A 20,219-nucleotide genomic window follows, 5' to 3' on the forward strand; every position below is an offset into this window, starting at 1 on the left:
CCCGGCGTGCCCGGGCCCACACATAACGGATGCAAGATCATTCATGGTAGAACAACGTCGCAAGCTCCGCTTGGGGGAACTAATGGTACAGCAGGGCCTGATCAGCCAGGACCAGCTGCGCATCGCCCTCATGGAGCAGGAGCAGAGCAATATTCCCCTGGGGCGCCAGCTGGTGCGCCTGGGCTTCGTCACCGAGGCGATGGTGCGCGACCTGGTCGCGCATACCATAGGCCAGGAGAGTATCGACCTTTCTACAGTGGTGGCTGACGCCGAGGCGCTGAAAATGGTGCAGGAGGGATTTGCGCGCCGCTACCATATCCTGCCCGTGGCTTTCGATGCCAATACGCGCCAGTTGACGGTGGCGATGTCCGATATGTTCAACGTGGTGGCGTTGGACCAGTTGCGCGCCGCCGTTGGTGCCCAGGTGCAGGTCAAGCCGGTGCTGGCCGCAGAGGCCCAGCTCGAGGACTACATCGACCAGTTCTATGGCTACGAGCTGTCGGTCGACGGCATCCTACGCGAGATCGAGACCGGGGAAATCGACTACCAAAGCCTGCAGGCGGGCGGCGACGAGTACACCCAGCCCGTGGTGCGCCTGGTGGGCGCCTTGCTCATGGATGCGGTGAAGCGCGGGGCGTCGGATATCCATTTCGAGCCGGAATATGCCTTCTTGCGCATCCGCTACCGTATCGACGGCGTATTGCAGCAGGTGCGCAGCCTGCACAAGACCTATTGGCCGGGCATTGCCGTGCGCCTCAAGGTGATCAGCGGCATGGACATTGCCGAGACGCGTTCCCCGCAGGACGGGCGCCTGAACATGAACCTGTCCGGCAGGCCGATCGATTTCCGCGTCGCCAGCCATCCCACCATCCATGGCGAGAACATCGTGCTGCGCGTGCTCGACCGCGAGAAATCGATCATCCCGCTCGAGCGCATGGGCTTGCGGAATCAGGCGCTGGACGAATTGCAACTGATGATGACGCGGCCCGAAGGCATCGTCATCGTCACCGGGCCTACCGGCAGCGGCAAAACCACGACGCTGTATTCGTTGCTTTCCTTCCTCAATACCGAGGGGGTCAATATCATGACCCTGGAAGACCCGGTCGAATATCCCGTGACCATGATGCGCCAGACCTCGGTGGCGGAAGTGAACAAGGTGGATTTTGCCAACGGCATCCGTTCCATCATGCGCCAGGACCCGGACATTATCCTGGTGGGCGAAGTGCGGGATGCCGACACCGCCACCATGGCGTTCCGCGCCGCGATGACCGGCCACCAGGTGTTCACCACGCTGCATACCAATTCTGCGCTGGGCACGTTCCCGCGCCTGCTCGATATCGGCATTTCGCCCGACATCATGGCCGGCAACATCATCGGCGTGGTGGCGCAGCGCCTGGTGCGCGTGCTATGCCAGCACTGCAAGGAAGCCTATTCCCCGAATGAAGAAGAGCGCAAGCTGCTGGGCAAGAATATCCGCCCGGACTTACGTATCCACCGCGCCACCGGTTGCAAGCAATGCGGCTATACCGGCTTCCGCGGGCGCATGGCCATCATGGAGCTGCTGCGGGTGGATAGCGAGATGGATGCGCTGGTGGCGCGCCGCGCGCATTTTGACGAAATGCGCGACCTGGCCTTGCAGAAGGGGTTCGTCACCCTGGCGGAAGACGGCATCCGGCGCATCGTCGAGGGGCATACCAGCCTGTCCGAAGTGATGCGGGTGATCGATCTCACCAGCCGCATCGGTTAAAGTGCCATGCCAACCTTCAACTACAAGGCGGTCGATCAAACGGGCAAGGCGGCACATGGCCAGATCGATGCCCTGAACGAGATCGACCTGGAACTGCGCCTCAAACGCGTGGGCCTAGACTTGATCACGTTCCGGCCTTCCAGCCTGCGGCCCTCAGTCTTGAGCCGTCGCAAGGTCAGCTTGCAGGACTTGGTGATTTTCTGCTTCCAGCTCGAGCAACTCACGACTGCAGGCGTTCCATTGCTCGAGGGACTGGTGGATCTGCGGGACAGCACCACCAACCCGCATTTCCAGAAGATCATCGGCTCCCTGGTGTCGTCGGTGGAGGGCGGCAAGATGCTGTCGCAGGCGTTGGCCGAGCATCCTTACGTATTCAACCGCGTTTTCATCAGCCTGATCAGGGCGGGGGAACAGACCGGGCGCCTGCCGGAAATCTTCCGCCACCTGGCCGATACCCTCAAGTGGCAGGACGAGCTGATCGCGCAGACGCGCAAGTTGCTGGCATATCCCATGTTCGTGCTGGTCGTGGTGGTCGCGGCGGTCATATTCCTCATGGCCTATCTGGTGCCGCAGATGGTGTCCTTCCTGGGCAATATGGGCCAGGCGCTGCCGCTGCAGACCCGGATATTGATCGCGGTATCGAACGCCGTGGTGGATTACTGGTGGCTGATGCTGGGCTTGCCGGTGTTGGCCGCTATCGTACTTGGCACCGCCATCCATCGCAGCCCGGAAGCGCGTTACCGCTATGACTTCATCAAGCTGCACCTGCCGGTGACGGGGAATATCCTCAATAAAATCATCCTGGCGCGCTTCTCGCGCTATTTCGCGCTTATGTACCAGACCGGTATCCCCGTGCTGGACGGCATACGCAGCTGCGAAGAGGTCGTGGACAACCTTGTGGTGGCGGAGGCACTGAACCGTGCCTTGCAGCAGATCAACGCCGGGGAGAGCATGAGCGACAGTTTCCGCAACGTCGGCCTGTTCCCGCCGCTGGTGGTGCGTATGATCCGCGTCGGAGAGAGCACCGGCGGGCTGGACAAGGCGTTGCTCAACGTCAGTTATTTCTATGACCGGGACGTCAATGAGTCCGTGGAAAAATTGCTCAAGATGATAGAGCCGGCATTGACCGTGATATTGGGCGCCATCCTGGCCCTGATCATGTTCTCGGTGCTCGGTCCGGTGTACGATTCCTTTAGCCAACTCAAGTTATAACCATGTTCGAACGCCTCATCCTTTGTGCAACGCATGACCGGCTGATTGCCGGCCGCTGGCGTTTTGGCCGTCTGCGCGGGATCGAGATATTCGACAACCAGCCGCAAGGGCATCTCGAATTCACGGAATTCCTGATGCACCATCATTACATCCCGACCTATCTCATGGTGGATGCGCTGGAAGAGGATTTCCACCTTGAAGTCCTGCCCCATACCTCGGGGCGTTCGCGCAAGGAACTGTTGCAGCGCAAGCTCAACCAGGTATACCGCGGCAATACGTTCAAGGCGGCGCAGTTCCTCAGCCGCGAGCGCGACAAGCGCCGCGACGACCGCTTCCTCTTCGTGGCATTGAGCAATACCGAATCGCTGCAACCCTGGCTGGACGCGCTCATTGGCCAGCAGGTGCCGCTTGCCGGCGTATATAGCCTGCCGATGGTCAGCCAGCTGTTGCTGCACAAGCTCAAGTTCAAGGCCGGCGATATCCTGCTCAGCGAGCAACTATCCTCCGGCTTGCGCCAGAGCTACCTCAACCAGGGACGCTTGCGCCTCAGCCGCCTGGTGCAAATACCGTCAGAGGCCTACCGGCAGATCTCGTACTTCCACCTGGTGGAAACGGACAAGGCCAGGCTCTACCTGTTAAGCCAGCGCCTGATTGCACGCGATACCTCGTTGCGTGTGGTGGTACTGACACCAGCTGAAGATGCTGAGCAGATCAGCCGCAATATCCAGCAAGAACAGGGCCTGCAGTGCGAACATATCGACTTGGCCAAACTGGCAAAAAGCAGTGGATTGCCGTTGGAGCAAGTGCGCCAGCTGCCCGAACTGGTGCATATGCAATTGCTCGCACGCGGGCACAGGCCGGACAACCTGGCGCCGGAGCCGCTGGTCAAAACCTACAGGATGGAATTCCTGCGCAAGAGCCTGGTGCTATCCGCGTTGATCGTCGCCGTCCTGGGGTTGCTGCTAACCTTGCTGTACCTGGCGCAAGCGGTCGAGGACGTGAAGCAGCTCAACGCGCTGGCCGTCGAAACGCGCCAGCAGGAACAACGCTATAACGAAATCGCCAACAACTTCCCGGCAACGCCTATCCAAGGCATGGATTTGCACGTGGCTGCCAACGTGTATGACGCCATCATCAAGCAGGCGGCCACACCAGACAGGATGATGCAGGTGCTGGGCACCGTCATGGACCAGATGGGCAACATCCAATTGAGCCGCTTGCGCTGGGTAGTGAGCCAGGACTTGGGCATCAAGGATGAGGCAAATGCCGTTGCTACCCAGCCGGCACAATCCGCAGCCCCAGGAGAGATTGCATACCAGATTGGGTTTATGACCGGTGAAATCCGTGGCTTTAATGGAGATTACCGCGCGGCACTGGAAACGGTGCACCGTTTTGCCGAAGCATTGAAGGCAGACGCTGCCGTGCAAGAGGCCACCGTGATACAGCAGCCAGTGAATGTAAGCTCTTACTCCAGCCTGCAGGGCAGCACCACCGACGAGCGTACGGCGCGGAGCGAAAAAGCCGTATTCAGGCTCAAGTTGGTGTTAAAACCTGAGGCGAAGTCGCCTGCAGAAGGAGTACAGCCATGAAGCTGAACCGGCAGGATTGGCAAAGGCTGGCGTTGCCATTGGTCGCCTTGCTGGTGGCGTTGGTCTTTGCCATCGGCATCGTGGCGTATGCCCAGGCCTACCGGGATGAGGTCGGACAACGGCTGCAGCAACAGCAGAGCCAGCTGATGCAGGCACGCTCGCGCTTGTTGTCCTCGGACCAGGAGCGCGAAAACATCATCCGCTACCTGCCAGTCTACCAACGCCTGATCAGCCAGGGCTTTATCGGCGAGGAGCACCGCATCGAGTGGGTGGACGCCCTGCGCAATATCCACCAATCCCAGCGCCTGTTCGGCATCAAGTACAGCATCGGCGCACAGGCGCCCTACCAGCCGGGCTTCGTCGGCAATACGGCACCCTTCACCCTGTACCGCTCCATCATGAAGCTCGAGCTGCCGCTGTTGCACGAGGGCGACCTGCTGGTATTGCTGGACGGCCTCAAGCGCAACCAGAGCACCCCTTTCCTGGTGCGGGATTGCACCATGGAGCGCAGCGGCATCGCTGTTACCACCATGCTCGCGCCCGTAGCGTCGGTTGCCTGCGAGATAGACTGGCTGACCTTGCGCGAATCCACGCCAGGAGCCACGCCATGATGAGAATCCTGCTGTTGTCCTTGTTGCTGTGCGTCCACACCAGTGCGGCGGCCGAATCCTTTGGCCGGTTGTTCACCACGCCTGCCGAGCGGGATAGCCTGGATAGGTTGCGGCAAAGCCAGCGCGGCCAGTTGCTGGAGCAACAGCCGATACCGGAAACGCTGGTCGATGCCGAACAGGTTCCCATCCATTTGACGCCTCAAGAATTCAGCGTCCAAGGCTATATACAGCGCAGCGACGGCGGCAAGGGCACAGTCTGGATCAATCACCAGCCATTGCAGGAAGGCAGCAACAATGGCCAGGTGCAAGTGGGCAAGGTCAACCAGCAGGGCATTCCTCTCACTATTCATGAAAGCGGGCGACAAGTGCGCCTCAAGGCCGGACAGATATTCAACCCGGACACAGGAGAGATTATCGAGCGCAACGTACACACGACGGCACCCGGGCCAGCGACCAACCCGGCTGAACAGGGCGTGATTCGGTAGGAGGCACTGATGCACGCCGCTCATCACCCCCATTCTTGCCGTGCTCAACGAGGGGCGGCGTTGTTGCTCGCCATGTTCATTATCGGGTTGGCAGTCACAGCATTGGTGATGAGATCTTACGATGCTGCTGAAATGAAGGCCCGGCAAGAAGAAAAGACCATGAAGGCGTTGGCGGAGGCGAAGGAGGCGTTGATTGCTTGGTCGGTAACGCATCCTGATACACCTGGCCAAATGCCATGGCCTGATAGGCGGGAAACCAGTAATCCTAACTATGATGGCAGGAGCGATTGCTCTAATGCATCGTTTGATTTAGTGAACCAACAGGGTGAAGCTAACTTTCTTGGTCAATTGCCATCTTTGCCTTCTACTACTCCATGCCTTATTTATCCTGGAATAGGACATTATCAGGATGCCTATGGCAATAATTTATGGTATGCAGTATCTCGCAATTTAGTGAGAAACTACGTATCTCCTGCTAGTAACCCTATAATTAATCCAAGGTTGCTAACTAACAACAAGTATCCTTGGATGATAGTGCGAGATGGGCAAGGCAATATTCTGTCAGATCGTGTGGCAGCAGTAATTATTGCTCCAGGGAGAGCTCTATCAGGACAAAATAGATCATCAGATACTCCTCCCGCTTCAGCATATTTGGATACTTTCGGTGATTATTCAAATGCTAATTATCAGGTTGATGATGAGGATTTTATCCAAGCTTCAGAGAGTGATAGTTTTAATGATCGATTAATTTATATTACAGTGGATGAATTGATTGTAGGATTAGCAAAGCGTGTCGCACGAGAAGCGAAGAATATAAAATTTCCTGTTAATGGGGTTATTGCCAATTGCATTCGAGTTGGCGATTGCAATTTACGTGACATCCAATTGACTTGGAATATATCAAAACCTTACGTTACGACGGGTCACCCACCGGTAAGCGATCTAGATACCTCTAAGAAGTTTCGTTGTACACGAAAGGAGTTTTCGCTTGAATGTGATGAGGTGACGGAATCAGATTCTGGAATTCATTTGAATATTCCCCTGGATGACTCGTATCTGGGATTAATGTTGAATAAAACCCAGACTCAGCAAGTTCAGACAAATGAAAAGATTAGGACAGTAAAAGCTGTCATTCAGACAGTTAAAAAAAATCAGGAGGATCATGATGTAGTGGTTGGGAGTATGTTTCCTACTGAAACATCTGGAATTCTAAATATTGACATTGCAGATGTTATTTTGGGTGATGAACAAGTAGCCGTGTCTAATTGGTATTTCGAAAATAAGTGGTCTGATTATACGGATATAAATGAATCACCGGCTTTTCGTAAAGGAACAGATTGTAGTAGCGAAGTGTGCTTTACTATCACCCGCAAACGAGGGGAAAGGTTAAGAAATGTCAGGCTACTTGTTACTGTGAGAAAGGACAATGTAGGGGTTGGTGGCGCAAAATTACCAGATTTTGATGAAAAGATATCGGATTTTATTGCAATACATTGGGAACAATAAAAATGATATCTCGATATAAGAAGCATGGTGGTTTTTCTTTGGTAGAAATGGCTGTGGTTCTGGTCATTCTTGGTTTTGTGATTTCCGCATTAATGTTGCCAGTAACTGCACAAAGGGAAGTTGGGTTTTTACGTCAAACAGAAACCCAGTTAGAGGTTGCTCAAAAAGCCTTGATTGGTTTTGCACAAGCTAACGGGCGGTTGCCTTGTCCTGCAACCAACGAAAGCGCAGGCGTTGAGTCTCCAGTTGGTGGTGGGATATGTGAAAGACTAGTTGGATTATTGCCTGCGACAACATTAGGAATTAAACCCATTAATGATAGAAAGCAAGCTATAGACGGTTGGGGTAATCCAATATTTTATGCTGTAACACAGTTTGATAACCCTAAGGGACTAGATATTTTCCCAGGTAATGAATTTGGCATCAAAAATGCTCCTGACTTTACGACTTCTGGAGAGTTGGGGCGAATTGGGATTTCTAAGACAGAAATTATTGATGGAAAGACAGTACTTTCTTTGCGGCCAGATTTGGTTGTACTTTGTGCCAATGTGCCTACAGATCAATGTCCTGCTAATAATCAGACGTTGATTAATAATGCTGTCGCGGTTGTTTATTCATTAGGCAGCACAGGCGCTCAGGTTTTGGCTGGGGCAGCCACAGGTGGTGCCGATGAGCAGGCTAACCGTAATAATGATAATGTTTTTGTCAGTCATGATATTCGTGTCAATGACCCCAATGGCAGTTTTAATCACATTGTCACCTGGATTTCCCCTTACGTCCTCTACAACGCCATGATCCAGGCCGGGCAATTGCCATAATGCCATGAAGTTTGCGGATTGCTCCACGGGTGATTACAATGATTGCATTGCAATCATTCTGTGAGGTGGCATGATGGCGAGTTTGACGATCAGGAACCTGGATGAGGATGTGAAAAGCAAATTGCGGTTGCAGGCAGCGGCGCATGGCAGGTCCATGGAGCAGGAAGCCAGGGAGATTTTGCTGCGGGCTGTCAGTGATGTGGGCCACCCGCAGGTGAATTTTGCCGAGCGGGTGCGCCAGCGGTTTGCCGGGATTGAAATTGACGCATTGCCGGTTCCGCAGCGGCAGCCGGCACGTATGACATCGATGGATGAATAATGGTGCGGGGCGGGATTCTGCTTGATACCAATGTGTTGTCGGAGTTGATGCGTCCGCTGCCAGCCCCTGAGGTGATGGCATGGTTTGCCCGGCAACCGGTTGCGAACCTTTACACAAGTGCGATCACGCAGGCGGAAATGTTGCTGGGTGTGGCCTTGCTGCCCGACGGCAAGCGCAAGCACGCCTTGGCGACAGCCGTCAGCCAGATGTTCGAGGAGGATTTTGCCGGTGCTTGCCTGGCTTTCGACCATGTTGCCGCGCAGGAATATGCATTGCTGGTGGCAGGGTCACAGTTGAAGGGAGTGGTGATGACGACTGAAGATGCGCAGATCGCTGCGATTGCCTTGCGTCATCAATTGGTACTCGCCACTCGCAACACCAAGGATTTTCTTAATGTGTCGGGATTGCAACTCGTGAATCCCTGGCAGACTTCTCCATGAACGATAACCAGCTTCTCCGCTACAGCCGCCATATCCTCCTGCCGCAGATCAGTTACGAGGGGCAGGAGCAGCTTGTCAACAGCCATGTCCTGGTGATCGGGGCCGGTGGGCTGGGTTCCCCGGTGGCGCTTTATCTTGCTGCCGGCGGCGTGGGCAGGCTGACGATATGCGATTTTGACGAAGTGGACCTCACCAACCTGCAACGGCAGATCATTCATACCACGGCCGCGGTGGGGCGCAACAAGGCGGTCTCGGCTGCGGAAACCATAGCGACGCTCAATCCTGAAGTGACGGTGAATCCCCTGCAGCAGCGCGTGGACGAGGCAAACTTGCGCGAACTGGTGCAGGAGGTTGATGCAGTGGTTGATTGCACGGATAACTTCACGGTGCGCTATGCCGTGAACCAAGTGTGCGTAGAGTTGCGCAAGCCGTTGGTGTCAGGGGCCGCGATCGGGTTCGAGGGGCAGGTGACGGTCTTCGACATGCGGCATGAAGACAGCCCCTGCTACCATTGCCTGTTCCCCAACCTCGGCGGCGACGAAGGGCTGCGTTGTGCCGAGAACGGGGTGTTTGCGCCGCTGGTGGGAATGATAGGCACCACCCAGGCAGCGGAGACGATGAAGCTGTTGCTAGGCCTGGGCAAGAGTTTGCAGGGCAGGTTGCTGTTGCTGGATACCATCAATATGGAATGGCGCAGCCTCAAGCTGGCAAAAGACCCTGCCTGCCCGGTTTGCCAGCCTAAATAATTACTTGCTGCCGCCCACCAATGCCTTGACAGCGCTGACCACGTCTCCTGGCATCACGACGATCTTGCTGTTGTTGGCATTGGACATGCGCTGCAGGGCCTGGATGTAGCGGTCGCCGAGCAAGAAAGTGGCGGAGGTGTCGTTCTGCTTCACGGCTTCGGCAATCAGGCGGATCGATTCTGCAGAAGCCTCGGCGGCCACCTTTTGCGCTTCCGCATCCTTGCGGGCCGCTTCCAGCCTTGCCTCGGCGTTGAGGATAAGCGATTGCTTGTCGCCCTCGGCACGCGTCACCACAGCGACGCGCTCTCGTTCTGCCGAGGCCTGCTGCTCCATGGCATTCTGCATGTTCATGGATGGCTTGATGTCCTGGATTTCGACTGACTTGACCGTGAGTCCCCAGTCGGCGGCTTCGTCGGCAATGGCATTCTTCAGTTCGCTCTTGATGCGCTCGCGCGAAGTGAGGGCTTCGTTGAGGTCCATGCCGCCGATGATGGAGCGCAGGTTGGTCTGTACCATGTTGCGCATGGCTTCGCGGAAATCCTCGATGCCGTAGACGGAGCGTTCGATATTGGTCACCTTGATGAAGGCGACGGCGTTGGCGAGGATGACGGCGTTATCCTTGGTGATGACGTCCTGTTCGGGCACGTCGAGGATGATGTCCTTGGTGGTGACCTTGTATGTCACCTTGCTGAAGATCGGGTTGATGATGTGCAGGCCGGGGGTGATCACGGCATTGAACTTGCCCAGGCGTTCCACCACCCACTCCTCGCCCTGCGGCACGATGCGGATGCCTTTCCATGCCAGGACGGCGACGGCTGCGATCAATACAAATGCAAATTCGAACATGTTTTCTCCTCGTTGATGTTATTGCGCGGCTTTTTTGCTGACGCGCAGGCGGTTGCCTTCCACCGCCACGACGACAGCTTCGGCGCCAGCCTCGATTTCCTCGTTGGCGATGGCGACCCATTGCCGGCTTCCCAGCACGCCCTGGGCGAACTCGATGAGGCCGTTCTGCCTTGGGCTGACCGGCTCGGTGATAATGCCGGTGCGGCCGATTTCATCGCCGCGCGATTGCCCGATGCTGGAATCGTCCTGTTGGCGGCGGTAGAACTGCTTCCAGACCGCGAGTGAGCCCAGCGACAGCGCAGCGAAGATCAATAATTGCCAGGCAGTGCCCAATGCCGGGAGCAGGTAGGTGAGCAATGCCAGGCACAGGGCTGCGATGCCGAACCAGAGTATGTACAGCGTGCCCGTGAGCATTTCCAGCGCGATCAGGGCTAATCCGAGTATGCCCCATATCCAGAGCGGTTCCAGCATCTTCATCGTGTCCCGTTGAGTGTTTAGTCCGTCATCGTACCAGAACTTTACCCTTGCAATATGGTCACCCAACGGGGGGGAAATTTTAAGCACGAGTTGTCATTAGGGCTTAAGTTCATTCAACATCAAGGAGGTCGTGATGAAATTTCCCGCATTGGGTTTTGTTTTGACATTGGCATTTACACCGGCAGTCCATGCCGCCACTACCATCAGCACGCTAGACCAATGGGATGGCGAGGTCTCGCCATTCGGTACGCCGGATACGGCTACCTATGGCCAGACCATTACCATTGGCGACCAGGCCCAGGTCTTGGAGTCTTTTTCTTTTATCCTGACGGACCTGAATGCGCCATTCACCATTGAAGTAGGGACTTGGACAGGTTCAAGGGTTGGGGAGATTGTTTATCAATCCGACCCGTTCCGCTTCACTGGTTCGAGCGAATATACCGAGATCACGGCGTATCCTTCCGTGAATTTGCAAGCCAATAGCCAATATGTGCTGTATTTCACTACCTCCGGTATCCAGGGCGGCGTGGAAAGCACCAATGAATGGGGCTTTGCTCCCGATACGGCATATGAAGGCGGTACGTTTGTTTACTTGAATAACGGCAACGATCGCAGCCAGCTGACCGGGACGGATTGGAATACCACCCTGGGTGGCGACCTCGCATTCACGGCGACCTTGGCCCCAGTGCCGGAGCCTAGCGTGTATGGGTTGATGCTTGCTGGCCTGGGACTGGTAGGGTTTGCTGGGCGGCGCAAAATGCCTCGCTAGGCTTTGAACCACGAAGACAAAAAGCCAGCATTGCTGGCTTTTTGTTTGACGGCGTTGCCTGAGTGTGAGGATGCGGATTACACTGCCTGCAAAAAGGGGAGGGAGTATGCAGATTTTCTTGCTGGCATTGCTGGTGGTCGCTGTCGTGTATTTCATCATGGTGTACAACGGGTTGATCAATCTCAAGAACAATGTCGAAAAAGCCTGGGCCAATATCGATGTATTGCTCAAGCAGCGCCATGACGAGTTGCCCAAGCTGGTCGATACCTGTAAGCAGTACATGCAGCATGAGCAGGCCACCTTGCAGCAGGTGATCCAGGCGCGTTCCCGCGTACAGGAGGCGAGCCAGCATCATGACGTCGCGGCTTTGGGCGCGGCGGAAAGCGCATTGCGCGCCGGGCTGGGGACGTTGTTTGCCGTGGCGGAGTCCTACCCCGAGCTCAAGGCCAACGAGCAGTTCCTGCATCTGCAGGCGCGCATCAGCAGCCTGGAAAACGCGATTGCCGACCGGCGCGAGTTCTATAACGAGAGCGTCAACCTGCACAATGTGCGCATCGCGCAATTTCCCGATCTGCTGGTGGCACGCACATTGGGCTTCAATCGCGAGACCATGCTGCGTTTCGCCCGCAGCGAACTCAAGGATGTCGATATCGCGGCGCGTTTCAAGCAATAGTTGCTGAATCAACCCGATGTGGTTCCTGTGGCGCGGCTGGCGTAGCTATTACCTGGATTGCCTGAGCGGTGCTGCCTACCTATTGTTGCTTGCGGTGGCCGCCCAGTCGAACAACCTCAAGGCATGGACGATTTGCCTGGTACTCGCCGCGTTGGTCAGCCTGGTTGCCTGGGCCGGCAACTACAGGCGCAACCGCGCGATTGCGGATCTGCCCACCTCACGCATCGGTTCTGCCGCGCAGGGCTATGTCGAGCTGTATGGAAGGGCATTGCCCGATCCCGAGCATTTGATCGTCAGCCCGTTTTCTGCCGTGCGCTGCGTCTGGTACCGCTTCCAGGTGTTCCAGCGCCATGACCGCAGGCATTGGCGCCTGACGCATGAAGGCGCCAGCCATGAAACCTTTGTCATCAGCGACGGTACCGGCCAGTGCTTTGTCGACCCCGACCATGCGGAAGTCGTCGGGCCCGAGCGCAGGGTCAGCTATGCCGGGGACTACAAGCGCGTGGAGGAAATCCTATTTGCCGGGTCGATTTACGTGCTGGGCGAATTCACCACGGTGGGCGGTGCGAATATGCCGCTTAACCAGAGGGAGGATGTTTCCGAATTGCTCGCGGAATGGAAGCGCGACAAAGCCGGTTTGCTGGAACGCTTTGACCTCGACGGCAACGGCGAGATCGACCTCAAGGAGTGGGAGCTGGCGCGCCGGGCTGCCGCGCGCGAGGTGGAAAGGCAGCATCGCGAGTTGCGTGCCGCGCCTGGCGTGCATGTGATCCGGGCGCCAGTCGATGGCCGTCTGTTCCTGCTTTCCAGCCTGTCGCCGCAGCGCCTCAAGCGGCGTTATTTATGGTTATGTTGGCTGCATGGGCTGGTGTTCGTGGCGCTCATGCTGGTGTTGCTGCATTTGCAGTCAAGCCGGTTTTTAGCGTGATAGCGTTTTCGCATGAATGCGCTATGCTAAAATCCCACCCCTATGACTACCGATACCACTGCAAGCCAAACCCTGGATAAATCCTTTGAACCCAAGAACATAGAAAGCCGCTGGTACCAATTCTGGGAAGAGCGCGGCTACTATGCAGCCGGGCTGGATTCCAGCAAGCAAGACAACTTCTGCATCCTGCTGCCGCCACCCAACGTGACGGGCACGCTGCATATGGGGCACGGTTTCAACCAGACCATCATGGATGCGTTGACGCGCTATCACCGCATGCGCGGCGACAACACCTTGTGGCAGCCGGGCACCGACCATGCCGGCATCGCCACGCAGATCGTTGTCGAGCGCCAGCTTGATGCGCAAGGCGTCAGCCGCCACGACCTCGGCCGCGAGAAATTCCTTGAAAAGGTCTGGGAGTGGAAGGAATATTCCGGCGGCAGCATCACCAAGCAAATGCGTCGCCTGGGCACCTCGCCGGACTGGAGCCGCGAGCGTTTTACCATGGACGAGGGCTTGTCGCACACCGTGACGGAAACCTTCGTGCGGCTGTATAACGAGGGCCTGATCTACCGCGGCAAGCGCCTGGTGAACTGGGACCCCAAGCTGCATACGGCTGTTTCCGACCTCGAAGTGATCTCCGAGGAAGAGGACGGCCATCTCTGGCACATCCGCTATCCATTGGCGGACGGCAATGGCGAGCTGACTGTCGCCACGACGCGTCCTGAAACCATGCTCGGCGACGTTGCCGTGATGGTGCATCCCGAGGACGAGCGCTATGCGCACCTGATTGGTAAGCACGTCAAGTTGCCGTTATGCGACCGCGAGATCCCGGTGATTGCGGACGACTACGTGGACCGCGAGTTCGGTACCGGCGTAGTCAAGGTCACGCCTGCACATGACTTCAACGACTATGCCGTGGGCCAGCGCCACAAGCTGCCAATCATCAGCATTCTCACGCTGGACGGCCATGTCAACGATGCCGCGCCTGCGCAATACCAGGGCCTGGAGCGCTTTGCCGCGCGTAAGCAGGTGGTGACCGACCTCGAAGCGCAGGGCTTCCTGGTCAAGGTCGATAAACACAAACTCAAGGTGCCGCGCGGAGACCGTACCGGCGTCGTGATCGAGCCCATGCTCACCGACCAGTGGTTCGTCGCCATGAGCAAGCCGGGCGCGGACGGCAAGAGCATTACCGAAAAAGCGCTGGAAGTGGTCGCCAACGGCGAAATCCGCTTCGTGCCGGAAAACTGGGTCAACACCTATAACCAATGGCTCAATAACATCCAGGACTGGTGCATCTCGCGCCAGCTCTGGTGGGGCCACCAGATTCCCGCCTGGTACAGCGACGACGGCAAGGTCTATGTCGCGCATAACGAAACCGAGGCGATCCAGCTCGCCGCCAACGACGGTTACCGTGGTAACCTGAAGCGTGACGAAGACGTGCTGGATACCTGGTATTCCTCCGCCTTGTGGCCGTTCTCCACATTGGATTGGACCGGCGACGAGGAAAAGGACAAGGCCAACCTGGCCTTGCAGCAATACCTGCCGTCCTCGGTGCTGGTGACCGGCTTCGACATCATCTTCTTCTGGGTGGCGCGCATGGTGATGATGACCAAGCACATCACCGGCAAGATTCCGTTCAAGGATGTCTATGTCCACGGCCTGATCCGCGATGCGGAAGGGCAGAAGATGTCCAAGTCCAAGGGCAACGTGCTCGACCCGATTGACCTGATTGACGGCATCAACATCGAGGAGCTGGTGAAAAAGCGTACTACCGGCCTCATGAACCCCAAGCAGGCCGAGCAGATCGAGAAGCGCACGCGCAAGGAGTTCCCGGAAGGCATTCCCGCGTTCGGTACCGACGCCTTGCGTTTCACCTTCGCCTCGCTGGCCTCGCCCGGCCGTGATATCAAGTTCGACCTGCAGCGCTGCGAAGGCTACCGCAACTTCTGCAACAAGCTGTGGAACGCCACGCGTTTCGTGCTCATGAACACCGAGGGCAAGGATTGCGGCCTGGAAGACTGCAAGACCCAGCCTGAGGGCTACCTGGACTTCTCGCAGGCCGACCGCTGGATCGTCAGCCTGTTGCAGCGCACCGAGGCCGACATCGAGCGCGGCTTTGCCGAATACCGTTTCGACAACGTGGCGCAAGCCGTCTACAAGTTCGTCTGGGATGAATATTGCGACTGGTATCTGGAGCTGGCCAAGGTGCAATTGCAGAACGGCAGCGAGGCGCAGCAGCGCGCCACGCGCCGCACGTTGCTGCGCGTGCTGGAAACCATCCTGCGCCTCGCACATCCCTTGATGCCGTTCATCACCGAGGAAATCTGGCAAACCGTGGGCCCGCTGTCCGGCCGTACTGGCCCCAGCATCATGCTGGAGCAATATCCGGCCAGCCAGCCGGTCAAGCTGGACGAGCAGGCCGAAGCCTGGGTCGCTTTGCTCAAGGAGTCGGTGGATGCCTGCCGCAGCCTGCGCGGCGAGATGAACGTATCGCCCGCCGCGCGCGTGCCGTTGATCGCCGTCGGCGACAACGACAAGCTGGCGGCCTATGCGCCTTATCTCAAGGCGCTGGCCAAGCTGAGCGAAGTCGAGATCATGACCGACTTGCCCGAGGCGGAAGCGCCGGTGGCATTGGCGGGCGACTTCAAGCTCATGCTCAAGATCGAGATCGACGTCGCGGCCGAGAAGGAGCGCCTGGGCAAGGAAATCAGCCGTCTCGAAGGGGAGATTGCTAAGGCTCAGGCCAAGCTGGGCAATGAAAGCTTCGTGGCGCGCGCGCCAGCCGCCGTGGTCGAGCAGGAAAAAGCCAGGCTGGCGGCATTCAGTGACACATTGGCAAAACTGCAGGCGCAACTTGCCAAGCTGAAATAAACCAGACCGGGTACGGAATAAAAGGACGTTTCATGATTACGCAACCACAAAATCCCAGTGCCCGTGTCCTGCTGTTCTCGCTCAAGGGTTCCATCATCCCGGTGATCTGGCGCAAGGTATTGTTCACGACCTTGCTGAGTTCGCTGGTGGTGGCAACCCACGGCACGCTCTACCATTACAAGGTGACGCTGACGGCGACGCCATTCACCCTGTGGGGGCTGACGCTGGCGATTTTTCTCGGCTTCCGCAACAGCGCCGCCTACCAGCGCTTCTGGGAGGCGCGTACCTTGTGGGGCGAGCTCATCATCAGCGCGCGCAACCTGACACGCCAGGTACAGCAGTATTTCCCGCAGCTGGACCGTGACGAGCGCTTGTACCTGCTGCAGCCTTTGCTGGCTTATCCTTATGCGCTGCGCAATTTTTTGCGCAGCGTTGTATATGAAAATACCAATCGAATCGCCGACGATGAAGTACGCCAGCATATGACGTCGCCGGGATTGATCCTGAATGTATTGGGCAAGCGCATCACCGAATATGCCAAGCTTTCCGGGCTAGACCCCATCCTGCTTGCGCAGATGGACAGGCAGCTCAACCAGTTGTCGCAGGTGCATGGCGGCTGCGAACGCATCAAAAGCACGCCGATTCCATACCCTTATATCCTCATGCTGCACCGCATCGTGCATGTGTATTGCTTCCTGCTGCCGTTCTGCCTGGTCGACAGCATAGGCTGGCTCACGCCGGTGGCGGTGTGCATCCTGGCCTATACCTTTTTTGGCCTGGATGCCTTGGGCGACCAGATTTCCGATCCGTTCGACACCCAGCCCAATGATCTGCCGCTGGACGCGATGAGCCGCAATATCGAGATTGCCGTGCTGGAAATGATAGGCGAACCGCTGCCGCCGGCATTGCAGCCCGAGGAGGGCGTGCTGTTGTAGATCGTGACAGCCGGTTTAAATCGCGACGAACGCGGAGAAGAACTCGTCGGCTGGCACCGGCTTTCCGAACAGGTAGCCTTGAACTTCAGTGCAGTGGCTGTCCATGAGGAAATCCAGGTGGGCTTGCGTCTCGACGCCTTCGGCGATGACTTCCAGGCCAAAACTCTTGCCAAGATAGATGACGGCGTTCACCAAGGCGGCATCCTCAGGATTGATATTGACGTCGCGAATGAAAGATTGGTCGATCTTGAGGCGGCTCACGGGATAACGTTTCAACAGGCTGAGCGAGGCAAAGCCGGTGCCGTAGTCGTCGAAAGATAGCCCGATGCCGATGGCGCGCAAGCCGTGCAAAAGTTTCAACGTCGTATTGTCGTTGCGTAGGAGGATGTTCTCGACGATCTCGAGTTCGAGTGATTTGGCAGGCAGGCCGGTTTCTTCGAGCACGTTCTGGACCACGGTGAGGAGCCGTCCCGAATGCAACTGGGCCTCGAACAGATTGACGCTGATGCGGAAATCAGGAATGCGCGCCTGCCACTCGACCGCTTGCTTGCAGGCGGTACGCAAGATCCATTCGCCCACGGCGGCGGCGGAAGGCTTCTCGCTCAGCACCTCGATGAAGGAGGCGGGAGTCAATAGGCCACGTACGGGATGGCGCCATCGCATCAGTGCCTCGGCCCCGGTCAGCTTGCCTGTTTTTGTCGCGATTTGCGGTTGATAGAAAAGCTCGAATTCGCCGTGCTCAAAGGCGAGCCGCAATTCCTGCTCGAATGCGCGGCGCGCCACGGCAACCTGGCGGAAGGCCGGCGTAAATAGCTCGTAGCGTCCCTTGCCTGCGGCCTTGGCCTTATAGAGCGCGAGATCGGCAGCCCCAAGCAACTCATCGGAGCGGGAGCTGTGCATGGGTGCAAGAGAGACGCCGATGCTGACGCCGATCTCGATCGACTGGCCGACGAACTCGTAGGGCTTGGCAATCTCGTTCACTAATTGTTGAGCGATGTTTTTTGCCTCCCTAGCGTTATTGCCCGGGAGCAGGACCACGAACTCATCGCCGCCGAGCCGGGCCATCATGATGGCGTTGGCGCATGTCGCTTTCATGCGTGCCGCGACCTCTTTCAATACTGCGTCGCCGGCAGAATGCCCCAGCGTGTCGTTGACCTCCTTGAACCTATCGAGATCGAGCAGCAGGATCGTCGCGGGCTTCTCGGCGGCGAGTGTCTCCGTCAGGCATGCTCGCCATGCGCCCCGGTTCGGCAAGTCGGTCAGCGGGTCGAGCGAGGCTAGTTGGAACAGCCGCACTTCGTTTTGCCGACGCTCGGTAATGTCGCGCACGATGGCGCCGACGCTGATGGTATTACCTTCTTCCCATGTCGACAGCGAAAACTCGGCCGGGAATTCGCTGCCGTCCTTGCGCAGCCCCGACAGCTCTATGGTTTGATCGGCGAGCTCCATCTTTTCGCCTTGCTGCAGCCGTTGCAGTTCGGCGTCATAGATATGCCGCCAGCTGTCCGGGACGATCACGGCAGTGGACTTGTCGACAATCTCCTTGGCCGAATAGCCGAACAGCCTTTCCGCCGATCGATTCCAGAACGTGAATTCGCCTTTGGCGTTGGAGCAGATGATGGCATCGGGTGAAGTGGCTGCAATATTCTCGAAACGCTTCTGGCTGATGGTCTTGACGTAATCCAGGCGGCGCATTTCCATGCGGTCCAAGACCAGGGCGGCCAGGTCCGAAAGGTTTTGGCGGTCTTCTTCGCTGAAGGTCGCGCGGGGCTTGCTGTCGATCAAGCAGACTGTGCCCAGCCTTTCCCCAGTAGGAGCGACGAGCGGCTTGCCTGCATAAAAGCGAATAAAGGGCGGGCCCACCACCAAGGGATTGGAAGAGAAGCGAGGGTCGTTCAATGCATCGGGAATGAACAGGATGTCGTCCTGGATAATTGCGTGGGCGCAGAAGGAAACTTCACGGCTCGTCTCGCAGGCCTCGATTCCCACGCGCGCCTTGAAAAACTGCCGGTCCCGGTCCACCAGGGAAACCAGGGCGATGGGAACCTCGAACAGGCGGGCGGCAAGATTGACCAGCCTGTCAAAGTCCTCGGTCTCGGCCGTATCCAGGAGATGGTACTGAGCCAAGACCTTCAAGCGTTGCTCTTCATTGGCCGGTATCGGGTAAGGCGAAGTATCCATTCTATCCATCCGTGTGTTGGGGAAGCACATACTTCTGAGGGGGAGTTTACCCCCTGCAATTGCAGGAGCAAGCGTGATTGCATCTAGGCAATTGCCACCTTAGTGCGGCATTGATGCCGCATTTTTATATCAGTTTATGCTACTCCTAGCCTTGCTTTTTAGCATATTTATCATATTTGATTAACTGTGAGCGGGCAATGGCAAATAAATATCAGCTATCAAAGCCTGGCTTTCGGGTGACGCCATTCATTCTGCAAGCGGATATAGATGGAGGAGGTGCAGCTGAGGCTTCAGGATTTATGCCGTACGCTTTTTGATATGGAAAATGAATTCCTTTTGCGGAGCATCGTCGTTTTCCGCGACGGAAAGCATTTCATGACCGGTTTGTTTGCAGAAAGCCTGGAAATCCTTGACGGAACCGGGATCGGTTGCCGTGACCTTGAGAATGTCGCCTGCGGCCACGTCAGCCAACGCTTTCTTGCAGCGCAGGATAGGAAGCGGGCACTTGAGCCCGCGCGCGTCGAGTTCTTGATGGAATTCCATGATCAATCGGCCTTGGGTGCGAAGGTATAGCCAGCATTGGCCCATGCCAGGATGCCGCCGCGCAGGTTGTAGACATTGTCGCGGTCCATGCCCGCGATGAAGGCAGCGGCCTGCGCCGAGCGGATGCCGCTGTGGCAATAGAAAACCAGCGCGGTATCGTTGTGTTCGCATAGCAAGCTGCCCATACCGGGGATTACCATCATGGGCAGGTGCATGGCACCTGCGATAATGCCTCTGGCGACTTCGTCGTCGTTGCGTACGTCGACGAGGATGGCTTTTTGCGAGGAAAGCAGCGCATGAAGCTCGAATGCGTCAATATCGGTATGGCTGGACATGGACTTAATTGCTAACGGTTAAACGCAATATCATACCATAGGCCGCTAAGGGCTTTTAGGCGCCAATCACTGCACGGCTGGTTTGCAGTGGCGTTCATAGCATACGAGCTCAAGCAGGTTTTGCCATTGAAACGTGTGAGTGACGGAGGGCGTCTTACAAATGAAAAAGGGCTAGCTCATTTCTG

20 protein-coding genes are annotated in these 20,219 nt (G+C 57.0%); 15 read left to right on the top strand and 5 right to left on the bottom strand.

Annotation, left to right across the window (positions count from 1 at the left end; genetic code table 11):
• Positions 1-43 precede the first annotated feature (43 nt).
• The 10 genes from ACW4YW_RS07445 (at position 44) to ACW4YW_RS07490 (ending at position 9,473) form a co-directional block, all read left to right on the top strand.
• Positions 44-1,747, top strand: a complete 1,704-nt coding sequence (locus ACW4YW_RS07445) for a GspE/PulE family protein (protein WP_457136998.1) — start codon at positions 44-46, stop codon at positions 1,745-1,747.
• Positions 1,748-1,753: 6 nt separating this feature from the next.
• Positions 1,754-2,959, top strand: coding sequence for a type II secretion system F family protein (locus tag ACW4YW_RS07450; protein ID WP_457136999.1), 1,206 nt, complete (start codon positions 1,754-1,756; stop codon positions 2,957-2,959).
• A gap of 2 nt (positions 2,960-2,961) precedes the next feature.
• Entirely contained in the window at positions 2,962-4,548 is a 1,587-nt protein-coding gene (locus ACW4YW_RS07455; protein ID WP_457137000.1) for a hypothetical protein, read from the top strand.
• A complete protein-coding gene (locus ACW4YW_RS07460; protein ID WP_457137001.1) occupies positions 4,545-5,159 on the top strand; it encodes a hypothetical protein in 615 nt (204 codons plus the stop codon). The genes ACW4YW_RS07455 and ACW4YW_RS07460 overlap by 4 nt, the downstream gene beginning before the upstream one ends.
• On the top strand, positions 5,156-5,644 hold the full coding sequence (locus ACW4YW_RS07465) for a hypothetical protein (RefSeq protein WP_457137002.1): 489 nt from the start codon (positions 5,156-5,158) through the stop codon (positions 5,642-5,644). The genes ACW4YW_RS07460 and ACW4YW_RS07465 overlap by 4 nt, the downstream gene beginning before the upstream one ends.
• 9 nt (positions 5,645-5,653) lie before the next feature.
• Complete coding sequence (locus ACW4YW_RS07470; protein WP_457137003.1) at positions 5,654-7,150, top strand: hypothetical protein; 1,497 nt, start codon at positions 5,654-5,656, stop codon at positions 7,148-7,150.
• A gap of 2 nt (positions 7,151-7,152) precedes the next feature.
• Positions 7,153-7,968 carry a type II secretion system protein gene (locus ACW4YW_RS07475; protein ID WP_457137004.1) on the top strand — a complete coding sequence of 272 codons (816 nt, stop codon included), beginning with the start codon at positions 7,153-7,155 and terminating at the stop codon, positions 7,966-7,968.
• Between the two features lie 70 nt (positions 7,969-8,038).
• Complete coding sequence (locus tag ACW4YW_RS07480; protein WP_457137005.1) at positions 8,039-8,287, top strand: FitA-like ribbon-helix-helix domain-containing protein; 249 nt, start codon at positions 8,039-8,041, stop codon at positions 8,285-8,287.
• Positions 8,287-8,727: a PIN domain-containing protein gene (locus tag ACW4YW_RS07485; RefSeq protein WP_457137006.1), complete on the top strand. Its 441-nt coding sequence runs from the start codon at positions 8,287-8,289 to the stop codon at positions 8,725-8,727. The genes ACW4YW_RS07480 and ACW4YW_RS07485 overlap by 1 nt, the downstream gene beginning before the upstream one ends.
• Positions 8,724-9,473 carry a HesA/MoeB/ThiF family protein gene (locus ACW4YW_RS07490; protein ID WP_457137007.1) on the top strand — a complete coding sequence of 250 codons (750 nt, stop codon included), beginning with the start codon at positions 8,724-8,726 and terminating at the stop codon, positions 9,471-9,473. Before ACW4YW_RS07485 ends, ACW4YW_RS07490 begins: the two co-directional genes overlap by 4 nt.
• On the opposite strand, the gene ACW4YW_RS07495 is transcribed toward ACW4YW_RS07490, so the two are convergent.
• Both ACW4YW_RS07495 and ACW4YW_RS07500 read right to left on the bottom strand, forming a co-directional pair.
• The gene (locus ACW4YW_RS07495) at positions 9,474-10,319 is read right to left on the bottom strand and encodes an SPFH domain-containing protein (protein WP_457137008.1); all 846 of its coding nucleotides are present in this window, start codon (positions 10,317-10,319) and stop codon (positions 9,474-9,476) included.
• Positions 10,320-10,337: 18 nt separating this feature from the next.
• Complete coding sequence (locus tag ACW4YW_RS07500) at positions 10,338-10,790, bottom strand: NfeD family protein (RefSeq protein WP_457137009.1); 453 nt, start codon at positions 10,788-10,790, stop codon at positions 10,338-10,340.
• Positions 10,791-10,929: 139 nt separating this feature from the next.
• Between ACW4YW_RS07500 and ACW4YW_RS07505 the strand changes: the two genes are divergently transcribed.
• The 5 genes from ACW4YW_RS07505 to ACW4YW_RS07525 all read left to right on the top strand — a co-directional run bounded on the left by ACW4YW_RS07505 (position 10,930) and on the right by ACW4YW_RS07525 (position 16,975).
• Positions 10,930-11,565, top strand: a complete 636-nt coding sequence (locus ACW4YW_RS07505) for a PEP-CTERM sorting domain-containing protein (RefSeq protein WP_457137010.1) — start codon at positions 10,930-10,932, stop codon at positions 11,563-11,565.
• Between the two features lie 106 nt (positions 11,566-11,671).
• On the top strand, positions 11,672-12,238 hold the full coding sequence (locus ACW4YW_RS07510; protein WP_457137011.1) for a LemA family protein: 567 nt from the start codon (positions 11,672-11,674) through the stop codon (positions 12,236-12,238).
• A 16-nt stretch (positions 12,239-12,254) separates the two neighbouring features.
• Positions 12,255-13,166 carry a hypothetical protein gene (locus ACW4YW_RS07515; RefSeq protein ID WP_457137012.1) on the top strand — a complete coding sequence of 304 codons (912 nt, stop codon included), beginning with the start codon at positions 12,255-12,257 and terminating at the stop codon, positions 13,164-13,166.
• A gap of 42 nt (positions 13,167-13,208) precedes the next feature.
• Complete coding sequence (locus tag ACW4YW_RS07520; protein WP_457137013.1) at positions 13,209-16,040, top strand: valine--tRNA ligase; 2,832 nt, start codon at positions 13,209-13,211, stop codon at positions 16,038-16,040.
• Positions 16,041-16,072: 32 nt separating this feature from the next.
• Positions 16,073-16,975, top strand: coding sequence for a bestrophin family protein (locus ACW4YW_RS07525; protein ID WP_457137014.1), 903 nt, complete (start codon positions 16,073-16,075; stop codon positions 16,973-16,975).
• A 15-nt stretch (positions 16,976-16,990) separates the two neighbouring features.
• Here the strand turns inward: ACW4YW_RS07525 and ACW4YW_RS07530 are convergent, their stop codons facing one another.
• The 3 genes from ACW4YW_RS07530 to ACW4YW_RS07540 form a co-directional block, all read right to left on the bottom strand.
• Entirely contained in the window at positions 16,991-19,156 is a 2,166-nt protein-coding gene (locus ACW4YW_RS07530; RefSeq protein WP_457137015.1) for a putative bifunctional diguanylate cyclase/phosphodiesterase, read from the bottom strand.
• A gap of 297 nt (positions 19,157-19,453) precedes the next feature.
• Entirely contained in the window at positions 19,454-19,699 is a 246-nt protein-coding gene (locus tag ACW4YW_RS07535; protein WP_457137016.1) for a sulfurtransferase TusA family protein, read from the bottom strand.
• A gap of 2 nt (positions 19,700-19,701) precedes the next feature.
• Entirely contained in the window at positions 19,702-20,034 is a 333-nt protein-coding gene (locus ACW4YW_RS07540; protein ID WP_457137017.1) for a rhodanese-like domain-containing protein, read from the bottom strand.
• Between the last annotated feature and the right edge of the window lie 185 nt (positions 20,035-20,219).

It is taken from the genome of Methylobacillus pratensis (genome assembly GCF_054072455.1).

What these genes read in the sequence shown, in the direction of transcription:
- ACW4YW_RS07520 (WP_457137013.1), top strand. Translation starts at nt 13,209, where the DNA reads ATGACTACCGATACCACTGCAAGCCAAACCCTGGATAAATCCTTTGAA.
- ACW4YW_RS07445 (WP_457136998.1), top strand. Translation starts at nt 44, where the DNA reads ATGGTAGAACAACGTCGCAAGCTCCGCTTGGGGGAACTAATGGTACAG.
- ACW4YW_RS07485 (WP_457137006.1), top strand. Translation starts at nt 8,287, where the DNA reads ATGGTGCGGGGCGGGATTCTGCTTGATACCAATGTGTTGTCGGAGTTG.
- ACW4YW_RS07490 (WP_457137007.1), top strand. Translation starts at nt 8,724, where the DNA reads ATGAACGATAACCAGCTTCTCCGCTACAGCCGCCATATCCTCCTGCCG.
- ACW4YW_RS07465 (WP_457137002.1), top strand. Translation starts at nt 5,156, where the DNA reads ATGATGAGAATCCTGCTGTTGTCCTTGTTGCTGTGCGTCCACACCAGT.
- ACW4YW_RS07510 (WP_457137011.1), top strand. Translation starts at nt 11,672, where the DNA reads ATGCAGATTTTCTTGCTGGCATTGCTGGTGGTCGCTGTCGTGTATTTC.
- ACW4YW_RS07475 (WP_457137004.1), top strand. Translation starts at nt 7,153, where the DNA reads ATGATATCTCGATATAAGAAGCATGGTGGTTTTTCTTTGGTAGAAATG.
- ACW4YW_RS07500 (WP_457137009.1), bottom strand. Translation starts at nt 10,790, where the DNA reads ATGCTGGAACCGCTCTGGATATGGGGCATACTCGGATTAGCCCTGATC.
- ACW4YW_RS07470 (WP_457137003.1), top strand. Translation starts at nt 5,654, where the DNA reads ATGCACGCCGCTCATCACCCCCATTCTTGCCGTGCTCAACGAGGGGCG.
- ACW4YW_RS07505 (WP_457137010.1), top strand. Translation starts at nt 10,930, where the DNA reads ATGAAATTTCCCGCATTGGGTTTTGTTTTGACATTGGCATTTACACCG.
- ACW4YW_RS07450 (WP_457136999.1), top strand. Translation starts at nt 1,754, where the DNA reads ATGCCAACCTTCAACTACAAGGCGGTCGATCAAACGGGCAAGGCGGCA.
- ACW4YW_RS07535 (WP_457137016.1), bottom strand. Translation starts at nt 19,699, where the DNA reads ATGGAATTCCATCAAGAACTCGACGCGCGCGGGCTCAAGTGCCCGCTT.
- ACW4YW_RS07525 (WP_457137014.1), top strand. Translation starts at nt 16,073, where the DNA reads ATGATTACGCAACCACAAAATCCCAGTGCCCGTGTCCTGCTGTTCTCG.
- ACW4YW_RS07480 (WP_457137005.1), top strand. Translation starts at nt 8,039, where the DNA reads ATGATGGCGAGTTTGACGATCAGGAACCTGGATGAGGATGTGAAAAGC.
- ACW4YW_RS07540 (WP_457137017.1), bottom strand. Translation starts at nt 20,034, where the DNA reads ATGTCCAGCCATACCGATATTGACGCATTCGAGCTTCATGCGCTGCTT.
- ACW4YW_RS07515 (WP_457137012.1), top strand. Translation starts at nt 12,255, where the DNA reads ATGTGGTTCCTGTGGCGCGGCTGGCGTAGCTATTACCTGGATTGCCTG.
- ACW4YW_RS07530 (WP_457137015.1), bottom strand. Translation starts at nt 19,156, where the DNA reads ATGGATACTTCGCCTTACCCGATACCGGCCAATGAAGAGCAACGCTTG.
- ACW4YW_RS07455 (WP_457137000.1), top strand. Translation starts at nt 2,962, where the DNA reads ATGTTCGAACGCCTCATCCTTTGTGCAACGCATGACCGGCTGATTGCC.
- ACW4YW_RS07460 (WP_457137001.1), top strand. Translation starts at nt 4,545, where the DNA reads ATGAAGCTGAACCGGCAGGATTGGCAAAGGCTGGCGTTGCCATTGGTC.
- ACW4YW_RS07495 (WP_457137008.1), bottom strand. Translation starts at nt 10,319, where the DNA reads ATGTTCGAATTTGCATTTGTATTGATCGCAGCCGTCGCCGTCCTGGCA.